Annotated in this window: 13 protein-coding genes; 7 read left to right on the top strand and 6 right to left on the bottom strand. The window is 47.9% G+C overall.

Going from position 1 to position 17,411, the window contains the following annotated elements:
- Positions 1–714, top strand: a complete 714-nt coding sequence (locus tag OI18_RS22675; RefSeq protein ID WP_039144389.1) for a hypothetical protein — start codon at positions 1–3, stop codon at positions 712–714.
- Here the strand turns inward: OI18_RS22675 and OI18_RS22670 are convergent.
- From OI18_RS22670 to deoC, 3 genes are all read right to left on the bottom strand, one after another.
- Positions 707–1,897: a M20 metallopeptidase family protein gene (locus OI18_RS22670; RefSeq protein WP_039144386.1), complete on the bottom strand. Its 1,191-nt coding sequence runs from the start codon at positions 1,895–1,897 to the stop codon at positions 707–709. The genes OI18_RS22675 and OI18_RS22670 overlap by 8 nt on opposite strands.
- Positions 1,898–2,029: 132 nt before the next feature.
- The gene (locus tag OI18_RS22665) at positions 2,030–2,455 is read right to left on the bottom strand and encodes an SPOR domain-containing protein (protein WP_039144384.1); all 426 of its coding nucleotides are present in this window, start codon (positions 2,453–2,455) and stop codon (positions 2,030–2,032) included.
- A gap of 34 nt (positions 2,456–2,489) precedes the next feature.
- A complete protein-coding gene (gene deoC / locus OI18_RS22660) occupies positions 2,490–3,164 on the bottom strand; it encodes a deoxyribose-phosphate aldolase (protein ID WP_039144382.1) in 675 nt (224 codons plus the stop codon).
- 86 nt (positions 3,165–3,250) lie between these two features.
- On the opposite strand from deoC, the gene OI18_RS22655 reads away from it, so the two are divergent.
- From OI18_RS22655 to OI18_RS22635, 5 genes are all read left to right on the top strand, one after another.
- Positions 3,251–6,328 (top strand): amidohydrolase family protein, encoded by a 3,078-nt coding sequence (locus tag OI18_RS22655; RefSeq protein WP_039144380.1) that lies wholly within the window; start codon positions 3,251–3,253, stop codon positions 6,326–6,328.
- A gap of 13 nt (positions 6,329–6,341) precedes the next feature.
- Positions 6,342–7,643 (top strand): amidohydrolase family protein, encoded by a 1,302-nt coding sequence (locus OI18_RS22650; protein WP_039144591.1) that lies wholly within the window; start codon positions 6,342–6,344, stop codon positions 7,641–7,643.
- 176 nt (positions 7,644–7,819) lie between these two features.
- Complete coding sequence (locus OI18_RS22645) at positions 7,820–8,263, top strand: hypothetical protein (protein ID WP_039144378.1); 444 nt, start codon at positions 7,820–7,822, stop codon at positions 8,261–8,263.
- A gap of 43 nt (positions 8,264–8,306) precedes the next feature.
- Positions 8,307–9,128, top strand: a complete 822-nt coding sequence (locus OI18_RS22640; protein ID WP_039144374.1) for a phytanoyl-CoA dioxygenase family protein — start codon at positions 8,307–8,309, stop codon at positions 9,126–9,128.
- Positions 9,129–9,149: 21 nt separating this feature from the next.
- Complete coding sequence (locus OI18_RS22635) at positions 9,150–10,331, top strand: DUF5009 domain-containing protein (protein ID WP_039144371.1); 1,182 nt, start codon at positions 9,150–9,152, stop codon at positions 10,329–10,331.
- Between the two features lie 5 nt (positions 10,332–10,336).
- Here OI18_RS22635 and OI18_RS22630 read toward each other — a convergent pair whose 3' ends face one another.
- From OI18_RS22630 to secA, 3 genes are all read right to left on the bottom strand, one after another.
- On the bottom strand, positions 10,337–12,421 hold the full coding sequence (locus OI18_RS22630) for a TonB-dependent receptor plug domain-containing protein (RefSeq protein ID WP_039144369.1): 2,085 nt from the start codon (positions 12,419–12,421) through the stop codon (positions 10,337–10,339).
- 42 nt (positions 12,422–12,463) lie between these two features.
- On the bottom strand, positions 12,464–12,856 hold the full coding sequence (locus tag OI18_RS22625; protein WP_039144366.1) for a hypothetical protein: 393 nt from the start codon (positions 12,854–12,856) through the stop codon (positions 12,464–12,466).
- Positions 12,857–12,922: 66 nt separating this feature from the next.
- A complete protein-coding gene (gene secA / locus OI18_RS22620) occupies positions 12,923–16,252 on the bottom strand; it encodes a preprotein translocase subunit SecA (RefSeq protein ID WP_039144364.1) in 3,330 nt (1,109 codons plus the stop codon).
- A gap of 210 nt (positions 16,253–16,462) precedes the next feature.
- Here secA and atpG point away from each other — a divergent pair, with 210 nt between their 5' ends.
- On the top strand, positions 16,463–17,344 hold the full coding sequence (gene atpG, locus OI18_RS22615; RefSeq protein ID WP_039144588.1) for an ATP synthase F1 subunit gamma: 882 nt from the start codon (positions 16,463–16,465) through the stop codon (positions 17,342–17,344).
- The last annotated feature ends 67 nt before the right edge of the window (positions 17,345–17,411 follow it).

The following is a 17,411-nucleotide window of genomic DNA, read 5'->3' as shown; positions in this document are numbered from 1 at the left end:
ATGAAAACAAGTAACAAACTTTTGGTAGGACTGGCGGCTATACTCTATGCTGTGCCCTTAATGCTGATGTATAGCTTCAGTAATAAAATAAAGAACAAGGATTTTATTGTCAAAGAATCCGGTTGGGCAGACAGTCACAAATCACTCGCCATCAGCAACGCACCAGTGGTTGTCGTGAGTTCACCTGGCCAGAGGTTCATCGATTGCACTATTCACCAGTCGGACAGTGTCTATTATGAATATTATAATACAAGCGACAGTGACAGTCTTTTCGTGGGGAATAAAAGTGATTCACTCGTCTTCCGGCTGACGGAAAAGGGAAAGCCGCTTGATGAACGAACAGGCTCCAACCTTCACTTGTATCTTCCCCTGAAGGGAAAACTGGTGCTCGACGGGGCGACACTTTCATTTGGAAAAGGGCAGTCACCTGACCTTTCTGATATCATCATGATCAACAATGCGAGGCTATATCTGGGTACTAACGAAGCTAACTTTGAAGGCAGATCTGACTACAAACTGATCAGCATTTCTGCCTTGAACAGTAAAGTTCAGATACACCCGAAGACACATATTTCGAAGTTAAACCTCAGGATGGAAGGGCATTCTTCGCTGGAAATAGACCCGGCTGCGGGAATTGATTCCCTTAGTGGTTCTGTTTCATCCGAGTCGATCCTGAATGGTCCGGCCAGTTACCTGCATCAGCTGATCAGGTAAGGCTGTTGGTGGAAGCGCCCAGCCAGGCCATCATTCCCATCCCGGTTTCGATGGCACGTTCGTCGATATTGAAAGTGGGGGTGTGTACACCCGATGTAATGCCTTTTGCCACATTCATGACACCGAGGCGGAAAAAGCATCCTGGGATCTGCTGGGAATAATACCCAAAATCTTCAGCGCCCATTCGAAGTTCAGTCTCCTCAACATGTGGCTTACCCATATATGCGATAGCAAGGTCCTTTGCCTGGTGGTGAAGGACCTCATTATTATATACCGTAGGATAACCGATGTCAATATGAAGGTCAATTTCTGCGCCCATGCTTTTTGCCGTGCCTTCCACAATTTCGCGAATAAGTTCATGAGCCCGGAAACGCCAGGTTTCATTCATCGCCCTGAATGTACCCATCAACTTTACCTCGCTGGGGATCACATTCGTGGTATGACCACCCTGGAAGGAAGTAATGGACAGAACAGAAGGCTGGTGAGGATCACGGTTCCTGCTGATCACCTGCTGCAGGGCAACTACAATATGTGAGGCCACCAGGATGGTATCGGCGGTCAGGTGTGGGGCGGCTGCATGGCCACCTTTGCTCCTTACCGTTATATAGATCTCATCTGCGCTGGCCATCACCATTCCTTCACGAAAACTCACCTGCCCGATATTGAGCTGGGGATGGACGTGAAGGCCGAATATGGCGGCAGGCTTTGGATTTTCCAGCACGCCGTCACGGATCATCAGGCTGGCTCCACCCGGGTTCTTTTCTTCGCCGGGCTGAAATATAAGTTTAATGGTTCCCTTCCATTGGTCACGGGTTTCCTGCAGGATCTTTGCAGCCCCGAGCAGGCAGCTGGTATGAACATCGTGGCCGCAGGCATGCATAATACCCGGACGTGTCGATTTATAATCAATGTCGTTAGCTTCCAGGATCGGCAGTGCGTCCATGTCTGCCCGCAGAGCCACCACTCGCGACGACGGTTCCTGCCCTTCAATTATTCCCACTACACCTGTGGTTGCCATCACAGAATAGGGGACGCCGAGCACTTTCAGGTGTTCCTGCACGTAAGCGCTGGTTTCAAATTCCTGGTAACTTAACTCGGGATGTGCATGCAGGTACCTGCGAACATTTATGAATTCATCGGCATAGCGGGATGCCAGCTGCCGGATTTTTTCGGATAGAGACATGAAGGAAATTAAAAAGGCAAAAGTAGATATTAAAATCTCAACTCTTGCATAGCTCACTCGACCCCAAACTATTCACTTATTCATCCATTCACTTATTGACCAGTCCAAGGCTCGAAGACAGTTCGATTAGTACTAGGAATTGCTCTTATCCGGGTTTACTTCGATAACATCGTTTACGATGTATACATTTTTTTTGAATTCTTTGGAAAGCTGGCGTTGGTAGGCCTCAGCTTCCTTGCGCGATTCGAAATTTCCAACACGAAGGCGAAAGTAAGGTGATTGGTATAAAAGGTAGGCCTTCAGTTCGGGGAAAAGCCTGTATACCGTGGTCTTGGCTTCAATGGCCTGGTTGCGGTCCGTGGTATTGATTACCTGGATCCGGAATCCGGGAATATTTCTTCTCGATTCGCGGGTTGTATACTCATTGATTTCGATCTGCTTGCGGATGAGGTGGTCGATCCGGGGATCTTTGCGAACTACAAGAGTGCCTGAATCGATCTGAGCCTGGGTGGAAACAGCTAAACAGGTAAGGGAAAGAAGTAATATGAAAGATTTCATAGAAATATAAAATCAAATTTGCGGCCAGATTTTATTAATAATTTCCCAACTGGTGATCTGGGGCGCCGGTTACTATCGCCACACTTGCACTGGCTCCCAGGCGCGACGCTCCTGCATCGATAAGGGTTTTGGCAAACGAAAAATCCCTGATGCCCCCTGAAGCCTTGATCCTCACACCCACGGGCAAATGTTTTTTCATGAGTTTTACTGCTTCCACTGTCGCTCCTTTTTCTGCATAACCCGTCGAGGTTTTCATAAAATCTATACCCAATGAGCCAAGTTTAGTACAGCAATCGATAATTTCTTTCTCCTCCAGGATACCCGATTCAATGATCACTTTCAGCAACCTGCCTTTGTTATGGCAGACTTCCCTAATCAGGCTTACTTCTTTCTGGAGATAATTCCAGTCGGATTGCCTCAGGGCGATGAGGTTGATCACCATGTCAACTTCCTGCGCACCATCCACCACTGCGAGAACAGTTTCTGCCACCTTAGCCTCAGTTGCCGAATAACCGAAAGGGAAACCTACAACTGTCGCTACCTTAACATCGGTAGGGGCGAGTATGGCAGCCGTTCGTTTAACAAAAGATGGGGGGATACAAACCGCAGCAAATCCGTATTCGACTGCTTCCCGGCAACACTTTTCAATATCCCCGATAGTCGAGGTCGGTTTAAGGACGGTGTGATCAATGTAGCCGGCTATGTTCATGATGAGAGCGCCGTTGATAAAATTCGGTGACCGAAGTTATGACATTTAGTTAAATTCGGCATTCACGTAAACAAAACTTCACATTCATGAGAAAGCACCAACTGTCCCCACCCGGGCGACGGCTCCCGGCACTTCTCGCCGGAATTTTCCTTGCTACCCTCGTTCATGCACAACCGACATTTCCAGTGAACGGTATAGGCGACGACAGGCAAAACACTTATGCATTCACGAATGCCACAATTGTTACCAATGAAAAGACAACCCTAACATCGGCAACGCTGGTGGTAAAGGATGGAAAGATTATCTCGGTAGGTACCAATGTAGCAATTCCGAAAGAAGCCATGGTACTTGACTGTAAAGGCAAGTATATCTATCCTTCCTTCATTGATATTTACAGCGAATATGGTCTGCCGGCAATTGAGCGGCAAACCCGCGGATTCAATTTTTCTGCTCCAGCACAGCTTACATCAAATCAGAAAGGAGCTTTTGGCTGGAACCAGGCCATGAAAACTGATGTTGCAGCCGGCTCCATGTTCGTTGCAGACGATAGCAAAGCGAAAAGCCTTCGTGAGCAGGGCTTCGGTACTGTGCTGACTCACAACAAAGACGGCATTGCACGGGGGACCGGCGCACTTGTTACCCTGGCGAATGAAAAGGAAAATAAAGTGGTATTGAAAGACCGCGCATCTGCGCACTATTCTTTCAGTAAAGGAACTTCCACACAAAGTTACCCAGGCAGCCTGATGGGTTCAATTGCCCTATTACGCCAGACATTCATCGATGCTGCGTGGTATAAGTCAAACACCCAGCGCGAGGGACTGAACCTCAGCCTGCGTTCATGGAATGAAAACCAGCAGCTGCCCCAGATCTTTGAAGCGAATGATAAGTGGAACGTATTGCGTGCTGACAAAGTGGGTGATGAATTCGGTGTCCAGTACATTATCAAAGCCGGTGGTAACGAATACCAGCGACTGCAGGATATGGCGGCAACAAAGGCCAGCTTTATCCTCCCGCTTAGTTTTCCACAGGCAATGGACGTTGAAGATCCCAACGATGCGCGCTTTATTTCACTGTCTGATATGAAACATTGGGAAATGGCGCCTGCAAACCCCGCGATGTTTGAAAAAGCCAATATTCCCTTCTGTCTCACCGCAGCTGACCTGAAAGAAGCCAAACAGTTCCTGGCAGCTGTCCGCAAAGCCATTGAATACGGGCTGAGCGAATCAAAAGCGCTCGAAGCACTGACACGTACACCGGCAGGCCTGCTCGGTGTTTACGACGAAGTTGGAAGCATTACCACAGGGAAATGGGCCAACTTCATCATTACATCAGGTCCGGTATTCCAGGAAAAGACCGTGATCTTCCAGAATTGGATCCAGGGACAGAAATATAGCATCACTGAAAGCGGCTGGGCAGCAGCGACGGGGCAATACCAGCTTGCGCTGATTTCCGACAAAGGGACCACAAACTACACACTTGAGGTTAAGTCCTCCAGTGCAAACGTAATCGGGAAAGATACGCTTGCCGCTAAGTTCAATTTCGACGGCAAAATGATCAAACTCAGTTTTCCCGAAAGCAAACAGTCAAAAAAGACCATTCGTCTCGGTGGGGTAAACAACGATGGCTACTGGCAGGGTAGCGGAGAGGATGCATCAGGAAATAGATTATTGTGGACGGCCACACTTTCAAAGGCTACTCCTGGCAAAGAAGACAGCGTTAAAAAGAAGACTGTACCAGAATACGGCCAGGTGCAGTATCCATTCAATGGTTATGGATGGGAAACCGCGCCGGCGCAACAGACCATTCTGATCCGGAATGCAACGGTGTGGACAAACGAAAAGGACGGGAAGCTCGAAGGAGCTGATGTGCTCGTCAAAAACGGGAAGATTTCTGCTGTAGGCAAAAATCTTTCTACCGCAGGCGCCCAGGTAATTGATGGCACCGGAAAACATGTTACTGCCGGTATCATCGACGAACATTCACATATTGCTGCAGCCAGCATCAATGAAGGTGGCCAGTCGGTTACTTCTGAAGTACGCATCGCGGACAACCTGAACCCCGACGATATTAATATTTACCGCCAGCTAAGCGGTGGCGTTACCTCTTCTCATATCTTACACGGTTCGGCAAATACAATAGGGGGCCAGACACAGCTTATCAAATTACGCTGGGGCGCCAATGCAGAAGGCCTTAAGTTCGCCAACTGGGATCCTTTCATCAAGTTTGCCCTGGGTGAGAACGTGAAAAGAACTGGTTCAACCCAGAACAATCGTTTCCCCGATTCACGGATGGGCGTGGAAGAAGTCCTGATGGACGCGTTCACCCGTGCGCGCGATTATGAAAATGCCCTTAAGGATGCTGCTGAATCGGCCAAGGCCAAAAAGGCCTTCGGCGCTAATCCTTACAGTACCGTTCGTCGCGACCTTGAGCTTGATGCCCTGGTGGAAATCATGAATAAGAAGCGCTTTATTACCTGCCATTCATACGTGCAGAGTGAGATCACCTCGGCAATGAGGGTAGGCGAGAAGTTCGGTTTCACTTTCAACACTTTTACGCATATTCTTGAAGGATACAAAGTTGCTGACAAAATGAAAGCTCACGGTGCAAATGCTTCCACATTCAGTGACTGGTGGAATTATAAGATGGAAGTAGTGGATGCTATTCCCTATAATGCCACAATTATGCATCGTGTGGGACTTAATGTTGCAATCAACTCCGATGATGCGGAAATGGCACGCCGACTTAACCAGGAAGCTGCAAAAAGCGTGAAGTATGGAGGAATGAGCGAAGAGGATGCCCTGAAAATGGTAACCCTTAACCCTGCGAAAATGCTACATGTAGACGACAGGGTTGGAAGCCTAAAGGCCGGCAAGGACGCTGATCTTGTAATCTGGAGTGACCACCCGCTGAGCATCTATGCAAAAGCAGAAAAGACTATTGTGGATGGAACTATATTTTTCGATCGCGAAAAGGACAAGGAGCTGAGGACAAAAATCACAACAGAACGCAGCAGGATCTCCCAGAAAATGATGGGGGAGAAGAAAGCCGGTGCACCAGTTGCTCCTGCACATGCAAGCATGGAAGTGATGCACACCTGCAGCGATCACAGTCATAGCCACGGACTGCTTGTGGTAGATGCAGATGAAATCAACGGAAACAACTAAACTGAACCAATCAATGAAAAAGACATTCTTCAAAATAATGTGTGGCTTATTGTTGTCCGGCGCAGCCATGTCGCAGGAAACAGTATATCCCGCAAAAGAATTTAAAGGGCGTTTGTACCTGAAAGGTGCGACTGTTCATATCGGTAACGGGCAGGTGCTGGAAAATGCATCCATACTCATCAATAATGGAAAGATTGAAAAGATCGGAAAGGACGTGGCTCCGGGTGACGCTAAAGTGATTGATATCACCGGAAAGCAGGTTTATCCTGGTCTGATACTGAGCAGTTCACTCCTTGGCCTGGTTGAAGTAAACAGTGTACGTGCGACCGTTGACCACACCGAACTGGGTGAGATCAATCCTTCGATCCGTTCAGTTGTTGCATACAACACCGATTCCAAAGTGACCAATACGCTGAAGAGCAATGGGATCCTGTTGGCGAATGTAGTACCACAGGGAGGACTGATAAGTGGTTCCTCTTCTGTTGTGCAGCTGGATGCCTGGAACTATGAAGATGCGGCATATAAGATGGAGAATGGTATTCACTTCAGAATGCCGAGCCTGCTCAATCGTTCAAGCTCCTTCTTTGGAGCGCCTTCCACACAGCCGCCGGTTGATGTGGTAAAACGTGGACTGGAACAGGTAGAGAAAGCTAAGTCATTTTTCCGCGAAGCGATGGCATATGCAAATGAATCGAAACATGCTGCCACAAACCTGAAATATGAAGCGGTTAAAGGACTTTTCAATAAATCACAGAAGCTGTTCATTCACTGCGACATCGTGAAGGAAATGCTGGTGGCCGTTGATTTCGTGAAAGAATTCGGAATGGACGTTGTGATAGTTGGCGGAAGTGAAAGCTACCAGATCGCGCCACTCCTGAAAACCAACAATATCGCGGTGATCATCAACCAGCCGCATTCATTACCAACACTTCCGGATGATGATGTTGACCAGCCTTATAAAACTGCTGCTGCCCTGCAACAGGCTGGGGTATTGTTCGCGATCAATGATGAAGACGGCCAGACCCGCGGACGTAACCTGCCATTCAATGCCGGAACGGCAGTGGCGTATGGACTGACTAAAGAACAAGCTTTGCAGGCCATTACGTTGAATGCTGCAACTATCCTCGGAGTTGGAGATCGCACCGGTTCACTGGAAGCAGGTAAGGATGCCAACATTGTAGTCAGTGAAGGCGATATCCTTGATATGCGAACAAGCATCATCACGCATGCATTTATTCAGGGACGCCAGGTTGACCTCACAGATAAACACAAACAACTCTACGAACGCTACAAGCATAAGTACGAGATCAACTAAATAGAAAGGCCGCCCCAGGGCGGCCTTTCTATTTATTGACAATTCGTGGGACCGTCAATTTTGTATTTGAACTTTTGATTTTTTATTTTTATATTGCAATAAGTTCTTATTTGATTTGCTTGCCGGCTAACGGGCTGCCATACAAGAAGCATTCTTAAACTTTAAAATGTTATTGTATGAAAAGGCAAATGTTCACTTCAGCCGTATTGAGGCTGTTACTTAGTTCCACTCTCTTCAGTATTGCTTTGACTGCTTCGGCAGAATCTTCAGGTTTACCAGCTGAGAAAATGTTGTTAATACAAGACAGCATCCCGCCGGGACAGCCACTTGTAACCTACGTCGGCAGCGACGAAGAATACTTTTATTTCCGGATCCAGATCGATAACCGCACGGGTGCGAAGTATGAAATTGTGATCCGCGACAGGGAGAACGGAACTGTACTTTATAATGACCAGTTTCAAGACCTTGCTTTTATGAAAAAAATCGCGGTTCCGCGGGACATAACCCGGATGAAATGGGATGTTAATGTAAAAGCAGGTAAGTATGGGGGGCACCGGAATTCTTATTCAGTATCGACAGATGTGATGTTGAGGGAAGACGTTTATGTAACGCGGCTGTAACTGGTCCGGCAGTTTTTTATTAAATTGAAGCAAATACGCTTTAATGATTGCGAAAACTGCCACAGTTCCACCTCTCGACGAGCCATATCAATTGACGGAGGAACAAAAGGTTTCTTTCCGGAACAACGGTCACATTTTACTTCCCGGAGTGTTGAAACGGGAAGAGGTGGAGACATACCGGCCGTTGATATTGCAGGCGGCTCAGAAAATGAATACTGAAAAAAGAAAGCTGGAGGAGCGCGATACCTACGGTAAAGCCTTCCTCCAGATCATGAACCTTTGGATCCAGGATCAGCAGGTGCGTAATTTCACACTGGCGAAGCGTTTTGGCAGGATTGCTGCGGATTTAATGGGCGTCAGTAATGTTCGTATTTACCATGACCAGGCTTTATTCAAAGAACCCGGCGGGGGGCCGACGCCATGGCACCAGGATCAGTTTTACTGGCCTATTGACACGCACAATACCATCACTATGTGGATGCCCCTCGTGGATATTGACATCGCGATGGGAATGTTGACATTTGCATCAGGCTCCCATAGTAAAGGGTATGTGTTTGACTTTGAAATTTCTGATGAATCTGACCAGGCTTACGAAGACTATGTGAGGAGCAATGGATTCCCTGTAACAAGGGCAGAAAAGATGCAGGCGGGAGATGCCACTTTCCATTATGGATTTACCATGCATAATGCTCCCGGGAATCTGTCCGCCCTGATGCGGGAAGTAATGACAATTATTTACGTCGCTGACGGTGCAACTATTACAGCACCGAAACACAAGTGGCAGGAAAATGACCACAAGACCTGGTTGCGCGGTTTGCCCGTTGGCTCGCAGGTAAATTCAGACCTAAATCCTCTGGTCCTTTAAAACGCCCTTAAACTTCTGACGATGCCCCAGCCCGCCGTTCGCGTTGCAGCGATAGATCAACTCCGTGCACTTACCATGTTGCTCATGATCATCGTAAATGACCTCTGGTCTTTGAAAGGAATTCCTGGCTGGCTTGAACATGTGCCGGCGGATGCAGATGGAATGGGACTGGCTGATGTGGTTTTTCCGGGTTTTCTTTTTATTGTCGGAATGTCGGTTCCTTTTGCCGTTGGAAACCGCCGGCAGAAAGGCGAAAACCGCTGGCAGATCAGCTACCATATTGCAGAAAGAGGAGTAGCCCTCCTGGTAATGGGATTGTTCCTCGTTAACGGAGAGTATATAAATGAACTAGCGACGGGTTTTCAGCGGGGATGGTGGAATATCCTGGCGTGCACAGGTTTTATTCTCATCTGGAACAAATATCCTTCAACCTGGTCGCGCCCCCTGGTCTATACGCTTAAGATTGCCGGTGCGTTAACCCTGCTCACACTCGCAATCTGTTACCGCGGCGGTGAAGATAACGCGATCTCCTATTTCAACACCTGGTGGTGGGGTATACTTGGACTGATCGGTTGGGCATACCTGTTATCTTCTTTGCTTTATGTTTGGTGCAACGGAAATCCTGCATGGCTATTTGCGGGCTGGCTTGCAAGCATACTGCTTTGTGCTGCCAACCATTCGGGATTCCTGCCAGGCGAAGCCTGGTGGCGTAAGTTTATTTCACCAATCGGTGAAGGTGCGATGACTGGATTTACAATTGGCGGAGCATTTGCAGCTGAAATATTCCGCAGGCGATCGGCTTCCGCCAAAAACTGGTATGCATCTTTTGCGGGTGCCGCAATTGTTCTGCTGGCAATCGGCTTTGCCACAAGGCCGCTTTGGGGAATTTCAAAGATCCGTGCCACACCGTCCTGGGTAATGATCTGTTCTGCGATCATGCTGCTGGCGTTTATTTTCATGTATCGCCTTGCGGAAAACAGGAGATCCGGCTGGTATGAAATCATTCGCCCTGCCGGCACGGAGACACTGCTCTGTTACCTTATTCCCTATTATTGTTATGGTATTGTTCAGCTGGCTCAATGGTGGCTTCCGGATCCTCTGCTGACTGGCTGGATCGGCATCTTTAAATCTGTTTTATTTGCCATCATAGTGATCCAGGCGGCCGGCCTGCTGTCTAAGAAACTGATCCGCCTGCGTCTCTAGGTTCATTAGAACTTGTATCCTACCTGTAATCCTGCATTTCTTCCCGGTTCGCTTACACCGATTGACTTGATAAGTGATGTGTGACTATAGTATTTTTTGTTGAAGAGATTGTTGCAGAATAATACCAATTGCCACCGGTGACCTTTACCCATTGGCGGTTGAACGCCAAAATAAAGATCAGTCAGGCAATAACCTGCTGTAGATGATTCGAAGGCTGCAACATCATCCTGGCTTCCATAGGCACTGAACTGGAAAGTCGAATAGAAGTCGCGCCATTTTTCATTGCCGGCATGATAAGTGATACCCGTAATAAGTTTTGTGGCCGGAATATAGGGTAGGCTGCCATTATCATCCCGAAGTTCTCCACGCAGTGCTCCTGCATTGGCAAACCATTCAACCTGCTTTAAAAAATCAGGTCTGACACTGAACTCAAATTCAATTCCGTTAATGGTTGCATCATGCTGCGACCATTGATATACTTTAAGGTCCTTTACACTGTCTGAAGTCGGTGCAAGAAAAATATAGTTGTCGATCCTGTTGCTGTAAGCCCGCAATTCAGCCTTTACGTTATTCTTCCTGTAGGCGAGGCCGAGATCTGCCTCAAGATTTTGCGACATATCCAGGTTATTGTCGCCAATCTCAAAACGATATGTTCCTTCATGCCTGCCGAAAGATGTCAGCTGTGCATAGTTCGGTGAGGCATAACCGGTAGCCAGGTTTGCCTTGACCGACAATGGGTCAGTCAGGTGATATACAGCACCGAGGTTAAAGGAGAAAGGAATGAACCGCCTGCTGACTGCCTGTGCCGGCTCCGGAAATGAAGCATTGAAAGTATCCGGTTGGGGAATATCAGTTACATAGGTCTGTACATGGTGACCATCCAGCCGCGCTCCAGCCAAGAGGTTGAACTTGCCCGGATTCCAGTGAAACAGGCCGTATGCACCCACCGTTTGGATCCTGGCGTCCGGAACCAACACCCAATTTCCAAAGTTCTCATTGTGCTGCCCAAAGGCCTGTGCGCCAAGAATTACTCCAGCCTTTTTTTGCGGATTTGATTGCCATTGCAGGTCGGCAGTTACTGTTTGAAGGTCAAGCGCTACAGCCAGGAATTTACTTTTCGGGCCGGTTCCCGCCGGTTCAAATTCTTTCCGCTTGTTGAACTGGTAAGCAGCATTGAATGTTATAAAGGATCTGCCGGCCTCGAACCGGTTCTCCAGGCTGATCACATGCGTTTGTACATCCTGGTAAGGCGCTTCCATTTCATAATCGCGCTCTGCTTTTTTGCCTGGGTTATTGATCGCCTCGAGGTTTTCATCCTCGATAATCCCCAGCAATTGTTTATAATAACTGTAGTTGACCTGGTGCGTACGTTTCTTTTTCCGGATGCCAGCCATTCCCTTGAATGCAGCATTGGTGAACTTACTGTTGAACGCCATTGGCCGTTCTCCGTCTACTTTGCTTCCTCCCTGCAGGTAGTTGGTATGGGATTGAAGACCGGTATTCACCGAGAAGTAATGTTCCTTTCCTGCGCCGCGCAGTCCGGCATCGAGGTTTACTCCGATGCTGTTGGAAAAGATGCCTGTGTTTACATAGCCATTTGTTTTTTCACCTGCGGCGGGCGCTTTCTCGTGAAAAACCAATGCGCCACCCATAGTTCCGGGACCATACAATACTGATGCAGGTCCGTTGATGACCTGGATATCCGTATTGCCGGCAGCCGGGATCCCGATATCGTGACGGTCATCCCACGACTGATTGTCCATTCGGGTGCCCATAGCTGAAAGTGTTACCTGGTTGAAGGATAGTCCCCGGATAATCGGCTTGTTGATACCACCGCCGGCACTTATCGCGCTCACGGAAGGCAGGAGGGAGAGCTGCTGCATTAACTGGGTGCGGGGATTCCTGCCCGCCACTGTAAGGTTCAACTCACTTAGACTAAAAGGAATATTGCCGGATTTGCCGTTGAGTGCCCTGATGTAAACAGTGTCGAAGGTGAGGGGCTCCGGGATTACCAGCGTGTCGCCTGTTTGTTGATGAGCGGATGATTGGAGCCAGGAACAGGCCAGTACAATCGCACATGCAATTTTCATGGAAAGAATAAATTTTAAGTAGGGTAATGTTATCAGCCTGGACTAAAGAACATACTCTGGAGGGTGTTCGGCGCTTAGCCGGTACCGTTGGAGCTGAAGGTTCGAATTCTGGTGATGCAGGATCAGCCTGAGGTTGCCAGGAATCCTGGAAAGCAGGGGTAGAAAAAATAAACCGGTAATAAATGCCAATGGTGAGGCGATTTGCCTGGCTGGCTTTGCCGTATCAGCCTTAAATGCAGAAGCGATTGCTGGCTTTAAGTCAGAATTCAAAGTGGTGGCACTCACACTGACCTCATTTCTCCTGGCGGAACGGATATTGCGTTGGTTGCTTAATCGTAAATTAGGGGTATAGTGACTTGCAACGCCCAGCAGCATTGCAACATTAAGGAGAGAAGCGATCAGCAGGAAATAATATGCCGGTCTTTTGCTGGCCATACAACTAAAGTAAATAAAAAAGGAAGGAGTCGGGCTCCTTCCTTTTTTATATTTTGTCATCAATTATCAAAGATTGCTGCCGTGGCAGTTCTTGAATTTTTTTCCGCTTCCGCATGGACATGGATCATTACGTCCCACTTTTGGGCCAACGCGGATGGGTTCCTGTACTACAGGACCGGCTGATGGATCAAAATAATCGTTGCGGTTAGCTGCATAGTCTTCGCCACGAGCATCTACTTCATCTTTATTGGCCTGTAAACGGCTCATGTCGGTCTTTTCCTCATGGCCTTCACGGATTATTTCTGCCGGTTGCTGCTGTTCCATCGGAATTCCGCTGTGGCACAGGAAGGAAACGATCTCACGATTTACTTCACCATCCATCTTACGGAAAAGCTCAAACGCTTCTACTTTGTAGATTACCAAAGGATCCTTCTGCTCAAGATATGCGGTCTGCACACTTTGCTTCAGGTCGTCCATTGATCGCAGATGTTCTTTCCAGGAATCGTCAATCAATGTAAGTGTAATTGTGCGTTCAACTGAATTGACAAGTTCCCGTCCATCCGTATCGAGGGTTTTAGCCATATTGCTCAATACATTGATGCCTTTTCTTCCGTCGGTGAATGGCACAACTACGTTTTCTATATGTTGTCCCTGGGTTGCACGGATATTACTGAATACCGGAACCGCCTGCTCACGGAGAGCATCCATTTTTCGCTGGTAGTTTTCTGTAGCTTCATTATAAAGCCTGTCTGCCAGCTGCTGGATATTTGTTGACTTGAATTCACTTTCGGCGATAGAAGTGTCGATGCCGAAGTTCACGATCACTGCAAGTTTGAATCCGTCAAAGTCTTCCTGTTCGCGGAATGAACTGATCAGGCCTTCCGCAACGCCATAAAATGCATTGTCAAGATCGAGGGCGAGACGTTCACCAAACAATGCGTGCTGACGTTTCTTGTAAACGACATTACGTTGTTTGTTCATTACGTCATCATATTCAAGGAGGCGCTTACGGATGCCGAAGTTGTTTTCTTCTACTTTTTTCTGCGCCCTTTCAATGCTCTTGGTGATCATGCTGTGCTGGATCACTTCACCTTCCTTATAACCCATGCGGTCCATCAGTGAGGCAATACGATCACTACCAAACATGCGCATCAGGTCGTCCTCCATTGACACATAGAACTGCGAAGTTCCCGGGTCACCCTGGCGACCTGCACGACCGCGGAGCTGGCGATCGACACGGCGACTTTCGTGCCTTTCTGTGCCTATGATGGCAAGACCACCGGCATCTTTGACACCAGGGCCAAGTTTGATATCCGTACCACGACCCGCCATGTTTGTGGCGATAGTAACTGCACCGGCCAGTCCCGCTTCGGCGACAACCTGTGCTTCACGGGCGTGTTGTTTTGCGTTCAGTACGTTATGCTGGATCTTCTTAACCTGTAGCATCCGGCTAAGCAATTCACTTACTTCAACTGAGGTTGTACCAACCAGTACCGGCCTGCCCGCATTGCGGAGCCTTTCAATATCTTCAATAACAGCGGCGTATTTTTCACGCTTCGTCTTATATACAAGATCCTGTTCGTCTTTCCGGATCACCTGAACGTTGGTCGGGATAGAAACGACGTCGAGTTTGTAAATGTCCCACAGCTCTGCAGCTTCTGTTTCTGCAGTTCCGGTCATACCGGCCAGCTTATGGTACATCCGGAAATAGTTCTGCAGGGTAATGGTCGCATATGTTTGCGTAGCTGCTTCGATCTTTACGTTTTCTTTCGCTTCAATGGCCTGGTGCAATCCATCGGAATAACGGCGACCATCAAGGATACGACCGGTTTGTTCATCAACGATCTTAACCTGGCCTTCCATTACCACATACTCAACGTCCTTGTCGAACAAAGTGTATGCTTTCAGCAATTGGTGAATAGTGTGGATGCGGTCTGCTTTCAGTGTATATTCATTAAGCAACGCTTCCTTAAGATGAAGTTTATCTTCTGCCTCTGCTGCGCTGTTCTCGATCTCGCCGAGCTTTACGCTGATATCGGGTAGAACAAAGAACTCAGGATCTTCGCCTGACCGGGTAATCATCTGGATACCTTTGTCTGTAAGATCAACTGAATTATTTTTTTCATCTATGTAGAAATAGAGCTCTGCGTCGACCCTGGGCATTTCTTTCTGCTGGTCAGCCAGGTAATAGTTCTCAGATTTCTGAAGTTTTACTTTTACCCCCGGTTCACTAAGGTATTTGATCAAAGCACTGCTTTTTGGCAGACCACGGTATGCACGCATCAGGGCGAGACCGCCATCCTTTGCGTCGTCATTTCCTTCAGCAATCTTTTTGCGGGCTTCATTGAGGAATTTGTTAACCACCTGTTTCTGTGCTTCCACAAGTTGGAGAACACGTGGTTTCAAGGCGTGATATTGTTGCTCGTCGCCACGGGGAACAGGTCCGGAAATGATCAGTGGAGTACGTGCATCGTCGATCAGAACTGAGTCAACCTCATCCACCATCGCAAAGTGGTGTTTACGTTGTACCATTTCATCCGGGCTGTGTACCATGTTGTCACGCAGGTAATCGAAGCCGAATTCGTTATTCGTTCCATAAGTAATGTCTGCATGGTAAGCCTTCCGACGTTCTTCACTGTTCGGCTGGTGTTTGTCGATACAATCTACCGTCAGTCCAAGCCATTCGAAGATGGGACCGTTCCACTCCGAGTCACGGCGTGCAAGGTAGTCGTTCACGGTAACGATATGTACGCCTTCGCCTGCGAGGGCGTTCAGGTACGCAGGAAGCGTGGATACCAGGGTTTTACCTTCACCGGTTGCCATTTCAGCGATCTTACCGGTGTGAAGTACATAACCACCAATCAGCTGAACATCGTAATGCACCATGTTCCAAGTGATATTTCCGCCGCCGGCTGTCCAGGTGTTATTGAAATTAGCGTTATCGCCATCAATAGTGATGTAGTCTTTCTTTACTGCAAGTTGGCGGTCGAGTTCAGTGGCAGTTGCTGTCACTACCGGGTTCTCCTTGAAGCGACGACCGGTTTCTTTCACAACGGCAAAAGCTTCTGGCGCAATCTCTTTCAGGATTTCTTCGATCTGCTCGTTACGCTTTTTCTTCAGTTTGTCAACTTCTACGTAGATCGCCTCTTTTCCGGTGAAATCGCTGAAAGGCAGGGCTTCCGCAGCTGCGGCCAGCTCTGCGATCTCCCCGTTGATCGAGGTAAGGTGCTGCTGGATCCGCTGTTTGAATTCGTATGATTTATTGCGAAGCTCATCATTCGTAAGTGACTGATAAGCAGCGAAATATTCGCTTATTTTAGCTACTGTTGGCTGGACGCTTTTGACATCTTTTTCTGATTTGCTTCCGCCGAATAACTTCTGTATGAGACCTAACATGTTTTGGGTATTGTCTGGATAATGTTGCGTTTAGGCTATAATCCTGTCAATTTCAATGCTAATTACCAAGTTTCGCCAAATTGGCAGGGAAGCAAAGGTAAGGAAAAGCCTGTTGGTGTACTGTTTCTTTGCATTCGTGTACTCGTGGACACTTTTGCTTATTTTATTACCTTATTCTATTACCTTTGCGGCAAATTTCGAGTATTTAATATGTCAGGAGCACTGAAAGAGGTCCGCAACCGGATCAAATCCGTTCAAAGTACCCAGCAGATCACCAAAGCGATGAAAATGGTAAGTGCAGCGAAGCTGCGCCGGGCTCAGGATGCCATCATCCAGATGCGTCCCTATGCAAACAAGCTGCAGGAAATGCTGAGCAATATCGTGAGCAATTCCGAAGGTGAGGTGGGAGGTGTACTGGCTACAGAAAGACCAGTTGAAAAGGTGCTCTTGATTGTGATTACAAGCGACCGTGGACTTGCGGGTGCATACAACGCCAATCTGGTCAAAGCTGCCAAGGCGACAATCAGCGAGCGTTACAGCCGCCAGTTTGCCAACGGAAATGTAACCATCTGGAATATAGGTAAAAAAGGATGGGAAGCGCTTTTGAAGGCTAACTATAAAACGGATGCCACCTATAAAGATATATTCCTGAATCTTCGCTTTGAAACTGTACAAGCTTGTGCCCAGGCTGCAGTGAAAGGTTTTGAAGACAGGCAATTTGATGTAGTAGAGATCGTTTACAGCCAGTTCAAGAATGCTGCAACGCAGCGTTTCGTAGTAGAGCGTTTCCTGCCGATCCCTAAAGTGGTGGCCGGACCTAATGCTAAGAAGAGCGACTTTATTTTTGAACCAAACAGGGAAGAACTGATCGCCGAACTGATGCCGAAGATCCTGAATACGCAACTGTTCAAGGCTGTTCTCGATGCAAATGCTTCAGAGCATGGTGCTCGTATGACGGCTATGGATAAAGCCTCCGATAATGCGAATGAACTTCTTCGTTCACTCAAGATATCCTATAACCGCGCCCGCCAGGCTGCAATTACGACCGAGCTTACGGAAATTGTGAGTGGTGCAGCAGCGTTGCAGGGGTAATTGAAAGGTGAAAAGCAAAAAATGAAAAATAGAAAGCCTCCGTAATGGGGGCTTTTTTTATTGAACG

It is taken from the genome of Flavihumibacter solisilvae, assembly GCF_000814475.1.
Classification (GTDB): domain Bacteria; phylum Bacteroidota; class Bacteroidia; order Chitinophagales; family Chitinophagaceae; genus Flavihumibacter; species Flavihumibacter solisilvae.
This window is presented reverse-complemented; position numbering and strand designations above follow the sequence as displayed.